The 15,290-nt window shown below is 72.7% G+C and carries 16 protein-coding genes and 1 tRNA gene; 8 read left to right on the forward strand and 9 right to left on the reverse strand.

Translation table 11 applies throughout. The features are described from left to right. The first annotated feature begins 91 nt into the window (after window positions 1–91). Window positions 92–1,165: a peptidoglycan-binding protein gene (locus ACGFT1_RS14325; RefSeq protein ID WP_373909262.1), complete on the forward strand. Its 1,074-nt coding sequence runs from the start codon at window positions 92–94 to the stop codon at window positions 1,163–1,165. 147 nt (window positions 1,166–1,312) lie between these two features. Here ACGFT1_RS14325 and ACGFT1_RS14330 read toward each other — a convergent pair whose 3' ends face one another. Both ACGFT1_RS14330 and ACGFT1_RS14335 read right to left on the reverse strand, forming a co-directional pair. Beyond that, window positions 1,313–1,978 (reverse strand): HAD-IA family hydrolase, encoded by a 666-nt coding sequence (locus ACGFT1_RS14330; protein ID WP_373909263.1) that lies wholly within the window; start codon window positions 1,976–1,978, stop codon window positions 1,313–1,315. 170 nt (window positions 1,979–2,148) lie between these two features. Continuing rightward, window positions 2,149–2,730, reverse strand: coding sequence for a TMEM165/GDT1 family protein (locus ACGFT1_RS14335; protein WP_373909264.1), 582 nt, complete (start codon window positions 2,728–2,730; stop codon window positions 2,149–2,151). Between the two features lie 386 nt (window positions 2,731–3,116). Here ACGFT1_RS14335 and ACGFT1_RS14340 point away from each other — a divergent pair, with 386 nt between their 5' ends. After that, window positions 3,117–3,761, forward strand: a complete 645-nt coding sequence (locus tag ACGFT1_RS14340) for an HNH endonuclease family protein (protein WP_373909265.1) — start codon at window positions 3,117–3,119, stop codon at window positions 3,759–3,761. 81 nt (window positions 3,762–3,842) lie between these two features. Here the strand turns inward: ACGFT1_RS14340 and ACGFT1_RS14345 are convergent, their stop codons facing one another. The 3 genes from ACGFT1_RS14345 to ACGFT1_RS14355 all read right to left on the reverse strand — a co-directional run bounded on the left by ACGFT1_RS14345 (window position 3,843) and on the right by ACGFT1_RS14355 (window position 5,523). Then, window positions 3,843–4,457: a DedA family protein gene (locus tag ACGFT1_RS14345; protein ID WP_373909703.1), complete on the reverse strand. Its 615-nt coding sequence runs from the start codon at window positions 4,455–4,457 to the stop codon at window positions 3,843–3,845. Between the two features lie 88 nt (window positions 4,458–4,545). Next, window positions 4,546–4,998: a DoxX family protein gene (locus ACGFT1_RS14350; protein ID WP_373909266.1), complete on the reverse strand. Its 453-nt coding sequence runs from the start codon at window positions 4,996–4,998 to the stop codon at window positions 4,546–4,548. Window positions 4,999–5,271: 273 nt separating this feature from the next. Continuing rightward, complete coding sequence (locus ACGFT1_RS14355) at window positions 5,272–5,523, reverse strand: DUF2277 domain-containing protein (protein WP_373909267.1); 252 nt, start codon at window positions 5,521–5,523, stop codon at window positions 5,272–5,274. Window positions 5,524–5,613: 90 nt separating this feature from the next. On the opposite strand from ACGFT1_RS14355, the gene ACGFT1_RS14360 reads away from it, so the two are divergent. Continuing rightward, the gene (locus ACGFT1_RS14360; protein ID WP_373909268.1) at window positions 5,614–6,513 is read left to right on the forward strand and encodes a ketopantoate reductase family protein; all 900 of its coding nucleotides are present in this window, start codon (window positions 5,614–5,616) and stop codon (window positions 6,511–6,513) included. A gap of 84 nt (window positions 6,514–6,597) precedes the next feature. After that, entirely contained in the window at window positions 6,598–6,942 is a 345-nt protein-coding gene (locus ACGFT1_RS14365; protein ID WP_373909269.1) for a hypothetical protein, read from the forward strand. A 60-nt stretch (window positions 6,943–7,002) separates the two neighbouring features. Here ACGFT1_RS14365 and ACGFT1_RS14370 read toward each other — a convergent pair. Continuing rightward, window positions 7,003–7,074: transfer RNA gene (locus ACGFT1_RS14370), tRNA-Val, on the reverse strand. Window positions 7,075–7,395: 321 nt separating this feature from the next. Between ACGFT1_RS14370 and ACGFT1_RS14375 the strand changes: the two genes are divergently transcribed. The 3 genes from ACGFT1_RS14375 to ACGFT1_RS14385 all read left to right on the forward strand — a co-directional run bounded on the left by ACGFT1_RS14375 (window position 7,396) and on the right by ACGFT1_RS14385 (window position 9,931). Next, a complete protein-coding gene (locus tag ACGFT1_RS14375) occupies window positions 7,396–7,791 on the forward strand; it encodes a DUF4097 family beta strand repeat-containing protein (protein ID WP_373909704.1) in 396 nt (131 codons plus the stop codon). A gap of 74 nt (window positions 7,792–7,865) precedes the next feature. After that, the gene (locus tag ACGFT1_RS14380; RefSeq protein ID WP_373909270.1) at window positions 7,866–9,272 is read left to right on the forward strand and encodes a hypothetical protein; all 1,407 of its coding nucleotides are present in this window, start codon (window positions 7,866–7,868) and stop codon (window positions 9,270–9,272) included. 86 nt (window positions 9,273–9,358) lie between these two features. Next, window positions 9,359–9,931, forward strand: a complete 573-nt coding sequence (locus ACGFT1_RS14385; RefSeq protein ID WP_373909271.1) for a DUF4383 domain-containing protein — start codon at window positions 9,359–9,361, stop codon at window positions 9,929–9,931. Here ACGFT1_RS14385 and ACGFT1_RS14390 read toward each other — a convergent pair. The 3 genes from ACGFT1_RS14390 to ACGFT1_RS14400 all read right to left on the reverse strand — a co-directional run bounded on the left by ACGFT1_RS14390 (window position 9,919) and on the right by ACGFT1_RS14400 (window position 14,821). After that, the gene (locus ACGFT1_RS14390; RefSeq protein ID WP_373909272.1) at window positions 9,919–11,022 is read right to left on the reverse strand and encodes an amidase domain-containing protein; all 1,104 of its coding nucleotides are present in this window, start codon (window positions 11,020–11,022) and stop codon (window positions 9,919–9,921) included. The genes ACGFT1_RS14385 and ACGFT1_RS14390 overlap by 13 nt on opposite strands. Before the next feature lie 188 nt (window positions 11,023–11,210). Next, the gene (locus ACGFT1_RS14395; RefSeq protein ID WP_373909273.1) at window positions 11,211–12,506 is read right to left on the reverse strand and encodes a hypothetical protein; all 1,296 of its coding nucleotides are present in this window, start codon (window positions 12,504–12,506) and stop codon (window positions 11,211–11,213) included. 38 nt (window positions 12,507–12,544) lie between these two features. Beyond that, a complete protein-coding gene (locus tag ACGFT1_RS14400) occupies window positions 12,545–14,821 on the reverse strand; it encodes a transglycosylase domain-containing protein (protein ID WP_373909705.1) in 2,277 nt (758 codons plus the stop codon). Window positions 14,822–15,031: 210 nt separating this feature from the next. Between ACGFT1_RS14400 and ACGFT1_RS14405 the strand changes: the two genes are divergently transcribed. Beyond that, entirely contained in the window at window positions 15,032–15,262 is a 231-nt protein-coding gene (locus ACGFT1_RS14405; RefSeq protein WP_373909274.1) for a zinc ribbon domain-containing protein, read from the forward strand. The last annotated feature ends 28 nt before the right edge of the window (window positions 15,263–15,290 follow it).

Consider the following 15,290-nt stretch of genomic DNA (forward strand, 5'->3'; position numbering starts at 1 on the left):
TGATCGGTGTCACCGCTTATGGCCTGTTGAGTCCTGCGGACGAGGAGAAGTCCGCATAATCTCGGAAGTTCCCTAGGGGAGGGCCGAACGGGTGACGGGGAAAGAGGACACCGGGTGCCCGGAGTGCGGGGCGCCGAGGGAGCCGGACCACACGCCGTCCTGCGACTGCACCGCCCGGGCCGCGGAGGCGCTGCACGAGACGCGCACGGCCGAGGCGGCAGCGGCGGAGGACTTCGACCCACTGCGGATACGCCCGTACGTGAGCATGCGGGACGCGCCGGGGAGCACGCCCGCGGTGCCCGCGCGGACGCCGGACGCGCCGGAGGAGACGCCGGACGCGCCGGGGGAGACGCCGCGAGCGCCGATCAGGCCACCGGCGGCGACGGAAGCACTCGCCGAGGCACCGGACTCGCCCGGACCCCCGCACCTGACGGCGGCGCCCGGCACACCCGCGCTGCCGGACCCGCCGACGTGGACCGCCGTGTCCGACCTGCCGGACCACCCAGCCGCGGAGAGCGGAACGCCGACGCTGCCCGACCACCAGGCCGCCGGGTCCGCCCCGCGCCCCCGGTCACCGCGCCGCTCCCGCCGTACCGTGCTGCTGGCGGCCGGGGGCGCGGGGATCGCGCTCGTCGCGGCGGCCGCTTTCGCGCTGTCCTCCTACCATGAGCCCTCGCGGGACCGGGCGGCCCCGGAGGTCAGGCAGAGCATCCCGGACGCCGTCGCGCCGGGTCCCGCCCCGGCGTCGGCACCCCCGGCCGCGCCCCGCTCCCCGGCCCCGCCCCCGCCCCGTTCCCCGTCGGCATCGGCCGACCCGAGCCCGTCCCAGGGCTCGGCGTCCCCGTCCCCGTCCCCGACGCCGTCGGGCAGCGCGTCCGGCTCCGCCTCCCCCACCCCGTCCGGGACGGTCTCCGGCACCCCGCACACCACGCTCGCCGCGGCACCGGTGCTGCGGCGCGGCGACACCGGACCGCAGGTCACGGACCTCCAGCAGCGGCTGCGCCGGCTGAACCTCTACGGCGACCGGATCGACGGCGTCTTCACCCGCCCGGTGGAGGACGCCGTACGCGACTACCAGCTGGCCCGGGGCATCAGGGGCGACACCCTGGGCGAGTACGGCCCGGCGACCCGAGCAAGCCTGGAATCGGAGACCTCACAGCCATAGCCGACGACTTCACCCCCGGGGCAGGAGCCCCGCTCGGGGCCGCACCGGTCCCGCGCTCGGCGACACCCACCCCACGGGCGCGGGGAACGGCGCGACCAGCCCGCACCGGCCCGCATCCGGCCACCGACCGAACCACCCCGCCGCCGCTCAGCCCAGGCGCAGCCGCACCGTGTCGCCCGACACCTCCACCGCCACCTGCGTAAGGTCGCGGACGACTGCGTCGGGCCCGTGGACCGCGGCGCGCGCACCCACCCCCACCACCCGCATCCCCGCGGCGCGTCCCGCCGCGATACCCGCGCCGGAGTCCTCGAAGACGACGCAGTCGGCGGGGTCGACGCCCAGTTCGGCGGCGCCCTTGAGGAACCCCTCGGGGTCGGGCTTGCTCGCGCTGACGGATTCGGCGGTGACGCGGACGGCGGGCAGCGGCAGCCCGGCGGCGTGCATACGGGCGGTGGAGAGGGCGACGTCGGCGGAGGTCACCAGGGCGTGGGGGACCCCGCGCAGGGCGGCGAGGAAGGTGCTCGCGCCGGGCACCTCGGTGACGCCGTCGGTGTCGGCGGTCTCCTCGGCGAGCATGCGGGCGTTGTCGGCGAGGTTCTGCTTCCTGGGCCGGTCGGGGAGCAGGACGGCCATGGAGGCGTGTCCCTGCCGGCCGTGCACGACCTTCATCACCTCGTCGCCGTCCAGCCCGTGCCGCTCGGCCCAGCGCCGCCAGATGCGTTCGACGACGGCGTGGGAGTCGACGAGGGTGCCGTCCATGTCGAGCAGGAGGGCCCGCGCGGTGAGGACGGTGGGCGTGGCGGTGGCCGGCATCGGCAGCTCCAGGAACGCAAAAAGGGCCCGTGTCGGGGGACGGCGGGAGGGACAAGGCGGCCCCGCCCGCCGGTCAGGGAGAACGGGCGGGAACCACTTTGTTCCTCTACGGTACAAAACGCGACGGCATCCCGCCACCACCCCCGGCGGACGTTCATCCGCCGTTCAGCTCAGCCGGCCACGGCCTCGTACAGGCTCCACACGCCGAGCGCCAGCATCAGCACCGCCGCTATCCGCGTGATCAGCCGCAGCGGTACGCGCTTCATCAGGGCCTTTCCGCCGACGACGCCCAGTCCGGCGACGGCCCACAGGCCCAGCACGGCACCGAGACCGACGGAGAGCGGGTCGTCGTAGCGGGCCGCGAGGTTGGCGGTCATGATCTGGGTGAGATCGCCGAACTCGGCGACCAGGATGAGCATGAAGCCGGTGCCGGCGACCTTCCAGAAGGACTGGTCGGCGGGCTTCCTGATCTCCTCCTCGTCCTCGCCCTTCTTCAGCAGCAGCACCGCGGCCCCGCCGAGGAAGAGGACACCGGTGACGGCGTGCACGATCTGCTGCGGCAGCAGGGTCAGCACGCTGCCGGCCGCGACGGCGAGCACGACGTGCAGCAGGAAGGCGGCGGCGACGCCCGCGAAGACGTACGAGGCGCGGTAGCGGGTGCCGAGGACGAGGCCGGCGAGCGCGGTCTTGTCCGGCAGTTCGGCGAGGAAGACGACGCCGAAGACGAGCGCCGTCACGGTGATGCTGATCAAGGTCCCTCAATCGATCGGGCTGCCCCGCCGAGAGTGCGGTACGTCTTGCGCTGACACCTCGGCACGGCAGCGCACACGGCGCCCGCGCCGGGAGGCGCGGGCGTGCACTGCTTGCCGAAGGTCTCGCTGGCGGACCTCGATGAGAATCGGTGGTCCGCCTCCGGGCGCCGGCTCAGGCTCGCTGAGCAGTATGTCGACGGTCCGGCGAAGAGCTACTCCCCTTCTGCGCCACCCATCGTACGGGATGTGAAGGTTCCGCCGTGAACCTTGTCGTGTCATGCACACGTCATTAGCTTCTTACCGAGCGCTCACCCCCCGGCAAGACGGTCCCGCGAGCATTTCCTCGCCCGCACCCCAACGCCCGCACCCCACAAGGGAGTTACCCCATGCCCAAACTCTACGCGCGTCGACGGCTGAGCATACTCGCGGCCCTCACCGGCTTGACGGCCTCCGCCGCCCTGGTCAACTCCCCGAGCGCCTCGGCCGCCCTCCCCACGCCGGTCAGCGCCGCCACCGCCCGCGGCTACCTGGCCCAGCTCACCGTGGCCACCGAGAACCGCACCGGCTACAGCCGCGACCTCTTCCCGCTCTGGATCACCATCAGCGGCACCTGCAACACCCGCGAGACGGTCCTCAAGCGGGACGGCACCAACGTCGTCACCGACTCCGCCTGCGCCGCCACCAGCGGCAGCTGGTACTCCCCCTACGACGGCGCCACCTGGACCGCCGCCTCGGACCTGGACATCGACCACCTCGTCCCGCTGGCCGAGGCCTGGGACTCCGGGGCGAGCAAGTGGACCACCGCCCAGCGGCAGGGCTTCGCCAACGACCTGACCCGGCCGCAGCTGATCGCCGTCACCGACAACGTCAACCAGGCCAAGGGCGACCAGGACCCGGCCACCTGGGTGCCGTCCCGGACCGCGTACGTCTGCACCTACGTCCGCGCCTGGGTGCAGGTCAAGTACTACTACGACCTCTCGGTCGACACAGCCGAGAAGAGCGCGCTGACGAACTACCTCGCCGGCTGCTGAACCCCGCGCGCCCGGTGACCGCGGGTCCGCCGCAGACGGTCGTGCGGTGCCCGCGCCCCCGCGGGCACCGGGCGCGCCGCGTCAGGCGGCCGGCCGGCGGCGCATCAGGAAGCCCGCCGCCGCGCCCGCCCCGAACAGCGCGGCCACCGAGACACCCGTGGCCAGCCAGGTCGCGCCCAGCCACTGGGCGCCGTAGTAGCCCAGGGCGACGCTGTACCCGGCCCAGGACAGGCCGGCCAGGGCCGACCAGGGCAGGAAGTCGCGGGCGCGGCGGTGGGCGGCGCCCGCGCAGAGGGAGACGACCGAGCGGCCGGCGGGCGCGAAGCGGGCGAGGACGACCAGCGCGCCACCGCCCCGGGCGAGCGCGTCGCCGAGACGTTCCTGCGCGGTGGTCAGCCGCCGGGAGCGGGCTATCGCGCGGTCCAGGCGGGCGCCGCCCCGCCACGCCAGCCGGTAGGCCACCAGGTCGCCGAGGACCGAGGCGGTCGCCGCGGAGACGATCAGAGCCAGGATGTCCGGCACCTCGTGCGGAACCCCGCCCGCCGCCGCCCCCGACCCCGCGGCCGCCGCCGTGCCGGCCGTGATGACGAGTACCCCGCTCGGCAGGACCGGCAGGAACACGTCGAACAGCACCGACAGGGCCACCACGGCATAGATCCACGGACCGGCCGCCAGCGACCCCACGCTTTCGAACACCACGACTCCCGACACTCCCCCGTTGACAGCCATACAGCGTACGCCGAGGGAGTGACAGGAGGGTCGCGGGGGTTTCCGCAGGGGCGGATCAGGCCGTCAGGGGGGCCTGTTCGGCGGCGGGCTCGCCGGCCGCCGCCGTGCGCCGGGCGAGGAGCCGGTCGAGACCGAAGGCGCCGGAACCGGTGAAGACCAGCAGGAAGAACGCCCAGCAGAACAGCACCGACGGCTCGCCGCCGTTCTGGAGGGGCCACAGGGCGGCCTGCTGGTGGACGTCGAAGTAGGCGTACGCCATCGAGCCGGAGGCGATCAGCGCGGCCCCGCGGGTGCCGAGGCCCAGCAGCACCAGGCCGCCGGCGACCAGCTGGATCACGGCCGCGTACCAGCCGGGCCAGGCGCCGGCATCGAGCGTGCCGCCCGTGCCGGCGGCACCGCCGAGGACGCCGAACAGGGAGGCGGCGCCGTGCGCGGCGAAGAGCAGGCCGATGACTATGCGGAAGAGCCCGATGACGTACGGCTGAGCGGAATTGAGGCGTGCGGACATGGGGGATATCTCCTCTTCGGTGCGGTCGGACCGGCCAAGGACATGGGCCGGCCGTGGGGCGGCGGAACCGAACGAGAGTCCAGGTTAGGGGTACCTAATCAATGCTTGCAAGTTCAACATACGCGCTGAGACCGCGCCCGCGCACCGGCTCGAGAGATGGGGCATGAGGGCATGAGGGCATGACGAGGCGGCGGGACGGCGCGCCTCGACGGAACATCGGCGTCGGTCCGCCGGCGCCCGGTCCGCCGTTCCGCCGGGCCCTGGTCCGGCGGGCTACCCCCGCGCCGCCCGGACCGCTTCCGCCCGCGCGGCGCCCGCGCCCCGGACCTCCAGCCCGTCGAGCAGCTCCGCCGTCGCCCGGGCCACGGCGTCCACCGCCCGGTCGAACACCTCGCGGTTGTGCGCGGCGGGTGCCCGGAAGCCGGACACCTTCCGCACGTACTGCAACGCGGCGGCGCGCATGTCCTCGTCCGTGGCCTCGCCCGGCAGCGCGGGCGGACGCAGCGTCTTGATGCTCCGGCACATGCCCTCAGTCTGGCGCGCCCCGGCCGCCCCTGCGATGATCACCGCGAAGGCGGCCACCGACCCGGGGCCGACCGTCGGAAGGACAACTCCATGACGCACCCGTTCACCGTGGCCGTACTCGGCCCCGGCGGCACCGGCGGCCTGCTCGCCGCCCTCCTCTCCCGCGCCGGCCACCGCGTCGTGTGCGTGGCCCGCGACGACACGGCCGACGCCCTGCGCCGTACCGGCATCACGGTCCGCAGCCCGCAGTTCGGCGAGTTCACCGCCTCCGTCGAGGCGGACACCGAGCTGCGCGGACCGGTGGACGCCTGCCTGATCGCCGTCAAGCACACCGCGCTCGACGCGGCGCTCACCCGCGTCCCGCCCGCCGCCCTCGGTGACGCGCTCGTCGTACCGCTGCTGAACGGCGTCGAGCACCCGGCGGTCCTCCGCGCCCGCTACCGTCCCGACCGGGTCGCCCCCGCCGTGATCCGGGTGGAGTCCACCCGGATCGCCCCGGGCGTGATCGAACACGGCAGCCCGTTCACGGAGCTGGACCTGGCCGGGGACGCCGTACCCCGTGGCCGTCTCGACGCCCTCGCCGCGCATCTGCGCGCAGCCGGTACGACCGTCCGCGTGGCCGGGGACGAGACGGCGGCCCTGTGGGCCAAGATGACCTTCCTCGCCCCGTTCGCGCTGCTCACCACCCGGTACGGCCGCCCGCTCGGCGAGGTCCGCACCCATCACCGGGAAGAGCTGGAGGCGCTGGTCGCCGAGACCGCCGCGGTCAGCCGGGCCTGTGGCGGGCCGGCCGATCCGGCCGGGGCCATGGCCCGGTACGACGCCTTCCCGCCGGGCGCCCGGTCGTCCATGCAGCGCGACGCCGAGGCGGGCCGGCCGCTCGAACTGGACGCCGTCGGCGGGGCGCTGCTCCGCGCGGCCGGACGGCACGGCGTGCCGGTGCCGGTGACGGCGCGGCTGGTGCGGGAGGTGCGGGCCGCCGGGCACTGACATCGGTCACCCGTTCGGATGAACGGCCTCCGTTTCCGCCGCACGGACTCGCCCCATAAATTCGAACAGGCGTAGCATTACGGCGTGGCTACGACCTATGACTTCCCCAGTGACCTCCTCGCCGGCCAGGAGGAGCTGCATCAGGTCCGGGCCGAGCTGTCGGCCCTGCTCAGGCGGCTTCCCTGGTCGGTGGAGCCGATGGACGGCTTCAGCGACGACAACGGCTGGCGCAAGGTCGAGCGGCCCGCGTCCCCCGGCTGGACGGACGACGAGCAGGCCGAGGTGGAGAAGCTGCGGCGCCGCGAACACGAACTCGCGGTCTTCGTCAGCACCCACCGGTTCTGGACGGAGGTCGCGGCGGCGGACCGCGTCGAGGCGCGCACCCGGCTGAAGCACGTCCACGAGGAGACCGCGGAGGGCGGGAGGTAGCGGGCGGGGCGCCGCTGAAGCACGACGGCCCCCCGGAGACTTCTCCGGGGGGCCGGCCGGTGGGCGCGGACGGTTTCGAACCGCCGACATCCTGCTTGTAAGGCAGGCGCTCTACCCCTGAGCTACGCACCCGGGACAGGCCGACAGCCTACATTGCCCGGTGGGCCGCGCCGCAATCCGTTCGCCCCGCTGCCCGGGTCGGGGGCCGCGCGACAGGAGGCCGCGCGACAGGAGGGTTGCCCCACCCCGGGTCCGGGTGTCCGCCGGAGCGTCACGCGGGTGCCCGCCGCCCGGAGTCGCCGGAGACCGACGTGCTCCGGCCCCCGGTCCGGCGGACCGGCCCAGGGGGAAGATCCGACGGCCCGTTCCGTCCTTGCCCGTACCACCGGCGCCGTCCTCACCGGGGCGCCCCTCGCGGGGGTGAGCGCCTGCGGCGCCCCAGCCGCCGACGACGTGCACGTCGTGAGCGAGGACGGGGCCGTGCGGGCCTCCGGATTCCGGGACCCGCTCAGCGTCCGCGTCGGCTACGGCGCCGTGCACGTCACCGGCTCCAGCGGGCCGCTGGACCTGCGGGCCGACGACGGCTCCGTGCGCGCGGAGGTCTCCTCGCGCCGGGTGAGGGCCGCCACGCAGGACGGCCCGGTGGACGTCCGGCTGTCCCGCGCGCCCGACCTCGTGGACGTCCACAGCGACGACGGCTCGGTCACCGTCACCGTGCCCGAGGGCGCGTACCGGGTGGCGGCCGGCACCGACGACGGGACCGTGTCCGCGCCCCGCGACGACAGCAGCCCGCACCGGGTGCCGGCGCACGCACAGGTCGGCGAAGTCGCGGTGCGTACGGCGAACTGACCGGCCCGTGTGTTCGTCTTCGACGGGTGGGAGAATGTCACCACCCAGCGCGGACCACAGCACGGGAGAGGGATGTGACGGCGACACCGGGCACGCCAGCGACGCGGCCGTACCCGCCGCCGCCCCCCGCACGGGTCCCCCGCGGGTCCGCTCCGCGGCGGGGCGCCCTGCGGGACACCCTCACCCTGATGGGCCTGCCCGTGCTGGCCGCGCTCGCGCTGCCCGCCGCGTTCGCCGGCGGCGGCACCCGCCGCTGGTTCGGCGGGCGGGCGGAGAGCCAGCGGGCCGACGCGCAGGCCGCCAAGGACGCCGCGGCGGCCGCGTTCTACGAACTCGACACCGCCCAGCGGGATCTGCGGATCTCGATCGAGACCATCACGGCGGTGGACGACTCCCCCGCCGCCCGGCGCGCCGTGTCCGACTTCGAGGTGCTCGGGCGCCGGATCGACGAGGCCAGCGGACAGTACATCCAGGCGGTCGACGCCCATGACCTGGACCACGACGGCCTGGAGGCCGCCGCGGCCGCCCGGGCGCGGGCCGAGCTGACCGCGGCCCGGGACGAACTGGTGCGGGTCCGCCAGGACCTGGAGCGGTTCGGTGCCTCGCTGGGACCGCTGCTGGGGAGCGCGGAGACCGCGCTGGCCCGGCTGGCACCGGCCGTGGAGCGGGCCCGGCAGTCGCTGCTGGCCGCGAGCAACGCCCTGGACGCCGTACGGCAGCGCGGGCTGCGCGCCGACGAACTGGCCGCGCGGCTGGCGGCCCTGTCGCCCGAGCTGACCCGGCTGAACCAGGGTGCCGGGCAGCACGGTGTGGCGCCGACGCTGGAGCGCGCCGAGCGGGTGCAGCGGGAGGCCGGGGCGATCCGGGCGGAGGCGGAACGGCTGCCGGAGAAGGCCGCCGAGATCGACCACCGGCTGGTCAGTCTGCGCACCAGGGCGCAGGCGCTGACCACGCGTGCCGGGCAGGTGCAGCCGGTGCTGAGCGAACTGCGGCGGCGGTTCGCCGCCGCCTGCTGGCAGGATCTCCAGCACGTGCCCGAACAGGCCGCTGAGAACGTGCGGCAGGCCGAGCTGAAGCTCCACGAGGCGCAGGCGGCGCGGGACGCCCAGCGGTGGCCGGACGCCACCTCGCTGCTGTCGACCGTGCGGGCCCTGCTGAACACCACGGACGACGCCGTCTCGGCCGCCGGGGACCGGCTGACCAGGCTGAACGCTGTGCAGAAGGATCCGCATCAGGAGATCGAGCGGACCCGGTTCGCCCTACGGGACGCCCAGCGGCTGGCCATGACGGGCCGGACGGCTCCCGATCCGCGGGACGCCCGCCCGCTGGACGACGCGGTGGCCCGCCTGGAGCGGGCGATCGGCACGCTGGAGGGGCGGCACCCGGACTACTGGCACTTCCTGACCGAGACGGACGCGGTGCGGCAGGCGGCGGCCCGGGTGGTGTCGCGGATCCGCGAGGAGCGCGGGACCGGGCACTGAACTGCCGCGCCGTGTTGCCGAGGGGGGCGGGGCGGGCGGATATTGAAGTGGACGGATGGCCTCCGCTAGCGCCGAGGGAGCCGGACATGGCCGCACACGCTGTGCACACGAGGAAAGCCGACGAGCGCCCGCGGATGCGGCTGGACGACCACCTGCCCGTCGATCACCGCCTCAACCGGGTCTACCGGTTGGGCGCGGGCCTGATCGGCGCGTTCCTGGTCGTCTTCGGCGTCCTCGGTTTGATCAACCACATCGGCTACTTCAACACCGGCGGTGCCAGGGTCGTCGGGCTGAACGCCAACGGCTCGCTCAGTGTGCTGTCGATCTGCATCGGCGCGATCCTGCTGGCCGGCATGGTGATCGGCGGGAACGTCGCCTCGACCCTGAACATGGTCCTCGGCGTGCTGTTCCTGCTGAACGGCTTCCTCTTCCTCGGGCTGCTGGACACCCGCAGCAACTTCCTGGCCTTCAAGATCCAGAACGTGTTCTTCAGCTTCATCGTGGGCCTGCTGCTGATGACCTTCGGCATGTACGGCCGGGTCGGACACGCCCTGCCGTACGACAACCCGTACTGGCGGGCCCGCCACCCCGACCCCTCCCCGCAGGAACAGCGGGACGGGCCGGAGCGGCAGGACCCCCGGCGGGGTCAGGTGCGGTAGGCGTAGAACGCCGCGCTCGGGTACGAGGCGACGAGGCTGGCCACCGACCTGTTGTAGGTGTTGGTCGAGTGATAGCTCACGTACGGCACGCCCCGGCGGTCCCGGTACGTGACGATCATGGAGTGGTCCTTCGACCCGTCCCGGTTGAAGTCCATCTGGAGCACGTCACCGACGTCCAGCTGATAGACGTTGGCCAGGCTGGTGACCCGCTTGGACGACAGCGCGAACCAGGAGAACTCGTTGACCCCGACGAAGGAGTCCGACTGGATGTCGGAGTTGCCGAACCACTTGTGGAAGTCGTTCGTGTAGCCGGGGACGTGCTTCCAGCCGCCCGCCTTCAGGGACTGGCTGACGAAGTTGGTGCAGTCGCCGCCCGCCCCCTGCCCGTTGAAGTCCGGGTAGGCCGGGTTGTACGTGTTCCAGTACTTGGCCGCGTACGCCGCCATGGCCTGGTAGTCGTAGCCGGACGCGGAGAAGTTCTTCGCGTTGGCCGGCGCGGGCCAGCTGGTGGCCGAGCGGGCCGCGCTGGGCGGACCGTCGTCCTCACCGGCGGTCTTCACCTTGGCGACGGCCGGCTTGGCGACCTGGTTCACCGCGAGATAGCCGTCGTCCGTGTCACGGATGCCGGTCAGCTGCCAGGTCCCGTGCCGGTCGGCCGTGAAGGTCAGCTCGTGGTGCGCCTGGAAGCCGGTGGACTTCGGGCCCTTGGTCGTGGCCTTGTCGTAGGACAGCGTCGTGTTCTCGGTGACGTCGACCTTCGCGTGCCGGCCCGTGACCCGGGTCGCGTCCAGCGTGACCTTGGTGTTCCCCCCGCCGTACGTCTCGCCCAGCCGGGCCAGCCGGCTGCGGCGGTCACGCAGCTCGTCCAGCGCGGACGTCTGCTCGCGGGTCTGCCCGCCGGACAGGCGCACCGATCCCGAGAAGCCGGACGTGTGCCGGGTGCCGGCCTTGCCGGCACCCTCCACGAGCGCCTGCGTGCGGTCGGTGAAGACCGCGTCGGCCAGCCGCTGGAAGGTCGCCTTGGTGGCCGCGTCCACGGTCGGATCGTCGGTCACCGCCGCACCCGCGCTCCAGTTGGGTACCAGGGCCACACCGGCCACCACCGAGGCGGCGGCCGCGGTGACTATGGCCGTGCGGCTCCGCTTACGGCTAAGTCTTCTTGATTTCAATGATGTTTCCCCTCTACGCCGGTACACCTACCGGGAGGGGGGCATCTTCGCACGGCGTGTGCGGCGGTTGTGAAGGGGGTTGCACAAGTGGAACCAACGTCACGCGCCGGTCACTTGACGACCGCGGACCAGTCCGGCGACTGGGCGGGGTCGAGGCTGCGCAGGGCGGCCAGCGTCTGCGGCTTCTGTACGTCGAGCCAGTCGGACAGCTCCTTGAAGGACACGCACTTCACGCCCTTCTTGGTGCAGACGTTCTTGACCACCTGGTCGATGGACCGCATGTAGATGCCGCCGTTCCAGTCCTCGAAGTGGTTGCCGATGAACAGCGGTGCCCGGCTGCCGTAGTACACGCGGTTGAAGCCGGCCATGTAGGAGTCGACGGTCTGCTGCTCCCACTCGGGGTACTTGGCCGGGTCGCCCTTGGTCTCGCCCCCGGACTGGTTGTAGAGGAAGTTGAAGTCCATCGACAGGCCCTGGTACTTGCCGCTCTCGTACGGCAGCATCTGGAGCGGGAAGTCCCAGACGCCGCTCTTCTTCGACGGCCAGATCTGGAAGTCGCCCGGCGAACTGGCGTCGTAGCGCCAGCCGTAGCTCTTGATGGCCTTCAGCAGGTTCTTCTGGCCCTCCAGGCAGGGTGCCCGGCCGCCGGTGACCTCCTGCTTGAAGTCGAACGGCAGCGCGGGTATGTCCTTGAAGCCGGTGTTGGTCTTCCAGTGCTCGACGAACGAGAAGAACTGGTCGATCTCGCTCTTCCACTCCTGCACGCTCCAGTCACCGCCGCCCTTGGCCTCGCAGAAGTGGCCGTTGAAGTGCGTGCCGATCTCGTCACCGTCCTTGTACGCCTCGCCCAGCTGCTCCAGCGTGGTGCGGATGTGGTCGTCGGTGGCGTAGTCGATCGCGGCGTCGCCGGGCGAGTGCATGGGGCCGTGGTAGAGCGACTTCTTGGTCTTGGGCAGCAGGTAGATGCCGGTGAGGAAGAACGTCATGTGGGCGTCGTACTGCTCGGCCAGCTCCCGGTAGTGCGAGAACAGGTGGTCGCTGCCCTCCAGCGCGCCGTCCCAGGAGAACACCACGAACTGCGGCGGCTTCTCCCCCGGCTTGAGCGGCACCGGCTTCAACTGCCCCTTCTGCGGGCCTGTGTACGAGGTCGAGCCGTCGCCGAGGATTTTGGTCCTGCCGTCCCAGCTCGGGCTCGGCGTGCCCTTCGGGGCAGCCGCGGGCTTCCGGTCCGCGGAGGCGGTCGGCGTGGTGCTGTCCGAGCGGGACAGCACCAGGAAACCGGCCACCAGCGACGCCACGACGAGGAGCGCCGCCAGGGCGGTCAGCACCTGGGGCCGGGTGGGGAGGGGCGCACCGCGGCGACGGGGTGCGCGACGGCGGCCTGACGACGACATCTTCCGGGGCATGCGCGGCTCATTCTGGGGAAGGGGAAAGTGGGCAGGTCTCAGCCGAGGCCCGTCGCGGCAGACCAGAGGGCGTACGGGACGCTGTTGTCGGAGGTGCCGGCCAGTCCCTGGAGCGGCAGCGGTTCCAAGGACGTGGCCAGGTCGATCCGGTAGACGACGGCCGCGGTGGACACGGAGTCGGCCGTGCCGACGTACCAGGCGGCGGTGTCCTTCTCGGTGGTGCCGGCCTTCCCCGACACCCCGGTGCGGCCGGCCGCCGCCTCCGGATGGGCGGTGCGGAAGGAGTCGGTGAGCGCCTCGGTGACCTCCTGGGCCACCTTGCCGCCGACCGCCCGCCTGGCGTGCGGGACGGTCAGCGCGACCGGGGCGCCGTTCCGGGTGACGCGGCGCACCGAGTACGGCTCGGTGTGGGTGCCGCCGGCCGCGAACGTGGCATAACCGCTGGCCATGCGGATCGCACTCGGCGTGGAGTTGCCCAGCGACAGGCCGGGCACCTGGGGGCCGATGCTGGAGGGCAGCAGCCCGGACTCCTCGGCGGTCCGGCGCACGGTGGCCAGGCCGGCGTCCATGCCGAGCTGCATGAACGGGGTGTTCACCGACCGGGCCATCGCCTCGCGCAGCGTGATCCGCCCGTACGACCTCCCGCCGTCGTTGTGCGCGGCGACCTTCTTGCCGCTGCGGTCCCAGTAGGGCCCCTCCGGGGTGGTGACGGGCACGCCGTCGTCGCCGTCGTACACGGAATCCGGGGTGACGGGCGTGGCCGGCCCGTCGCGTGACGTGCGGACGCCGTGTTCGAGTCCGGCGGCGTAGACGAACGGCGTGAACGCGGTGCCGGCCGGGACGGTGGTCGCGTTGGAGTCGTTGTAGCCCTGCTTACGGTGGTCCGGGCCGCCGTAGACGGCCAGGATGCGCCCGTCCGCGGCCACCGAGGAGGCGCCGTAGTGCGCGTCCGACGCCACCTTCGGGTCGTCCCGCTTCGCCTGCTTGCGGGCCTTGGTGACGGCGTCGGTCAGCGCCTTCTCCCGCTTGCGGTCGAATGTCGTGTAGATCTGGTAGCCGCCCAGGTCGAACTGCTTGTCCGTGAGGTGCGCGGCCTTCTTGGCGTACTGCGTCGCCAGCTCCACCAGGTAGTCGCTCTGCTCACCGGTGTCGTACAGCGGATTGCTCTTCAGCGGCTCGGGGAACTTCGTGTACCCGGCCCGTTCCTCCGGCGACAGCTTGCCGATCTTGACCATGCGGTCGAGGATCCAGGACCAGCGCTCCACCGCCCGCGCGTGGTTGGCCTTGCTCAGCGTCGGGTCGTACAGGCCGGCGCCCTTGAGCAGCGAGGCGAGCATGGCCGCCTGGGAGGCGTTGAGCTTGCCGACGTCCTTGCCGTAGTACGCCTGCGCCGCCCGCTGGATGCCGTAGGTGCCGCGGCCGAACCAGCTGGTGTTGAGATAGCCCTCGAGGATCTGGTCCTTGCTCATCGCGTTGTCGAGCTTGAGGGAGATCATCGCCTCGGTGAATTTGCGGCTTACCGTCTGGTTCTGTGTGAGATAAACGTTTTTGACGTACTGCTGGGTGATGGTGGAGCCGCCCTCGGTGTCCCCCTCGCCCAGCGTGCGGAACAGCGCCCGGGTGATGCCCTTGGCGGATATGCCCGGGTCCGAGTAGAAGCTCTCGTTCTCCGCCGCGAGCACCGCCCAGCGGACGTCCGGGGGTATGTCCCGCAGGGGCATCGCCTGCCGCTGCACCCAGCCCGTCCGGGCCATCGGCGTACCGTCGGACCAGAAGTACACGTTGTCCTGCTGTGTCGCGTACGAGTTGAGATTGCTCGGTATGTCCGTCATCGCGTAGGCGGTCACGAGGAACGCGCCGAGCAGGCCGAACGAGGTCAGGACGGCGCCGAGCGACTGGCGCCAGGAGGGTATCCAGCGCCGCCAGCCGGTCCGGCCGCGGCGCGGGTAGACCGGCTTCAGACGGCGCGCGTACGGGGCCAGGCGGCGCGCGTACGGCGCCAGCCGGGCGAGCAGCGGAGCGAGGGCGGTGACGGCGCGCTCGCGGGCGGCGGAGAGGCCGGAGGGAAGGCCGGAGGGGAGGCGGGAGGACAGGCCGGAGGAACGGCCACCGGAAGAACGGCCGGAAGCATCCGCCGGGGTGCCCTCGGCGGCGCGCGCGCCGCGCCGCCGCTCCGCCCGGCCGCCGGCCGGGGCGGACGGCTCGGGCGGCGGCGGGACCCGCAACTGCATAGTCTCGTCGGCCCTGAGGGCGTCCACTCTCAGATGCAGGGTCTCGTCGGCCTCCCACGGCTTCTCGCCCCGACCATCCCCCATGGAGCCGCCCTCCCCCTGCGACGCGTCGGTCACGCCTGCGTCTCCCTCCGCACTAGGTCTCGCTCGCGCGGGTGAGCTGAGCATCCTCGCAACGGCATTCACAAATTATCAGTAACGTTTTCGAATGCCCCGCACATATGCCGGATAGTAAGCAACACTCATGGAACATTGAGACGCCCCCCAGCGGCCCTTGACGGCTAACCTGGGCCCATGCCTCGCTACGAGTACCGCTGCCGGACCTGCGGCAGCACGTTCGAACTGAACCGCCCGATGGCGGAGTCCGCCACCCCCGCGAGCTGCCCCGAGGGCCACGCCGACACGGTCAAACTCCTGTCGACGGTGGCCGTGGCCGGCGTCTCCCGCACCCCCGCCCCGGCCCCGGCACCCCGGGCCGCCGGAGGCGGGGGCGGTGGGTGCTGCGGCGGAGGGTGCTGCGGCTGAACCGGGAGCGGTTGCCAACAAGTGTTGG

This window comes from Streptomyces sp. Y20, assembly GCF_043195475.1.
Classification (GTDB): domain Bacteria; phylum Actinomycetota; class Actinomycetes; order Streptomycetales; family Streptomycetaceae; genus Streptomyces.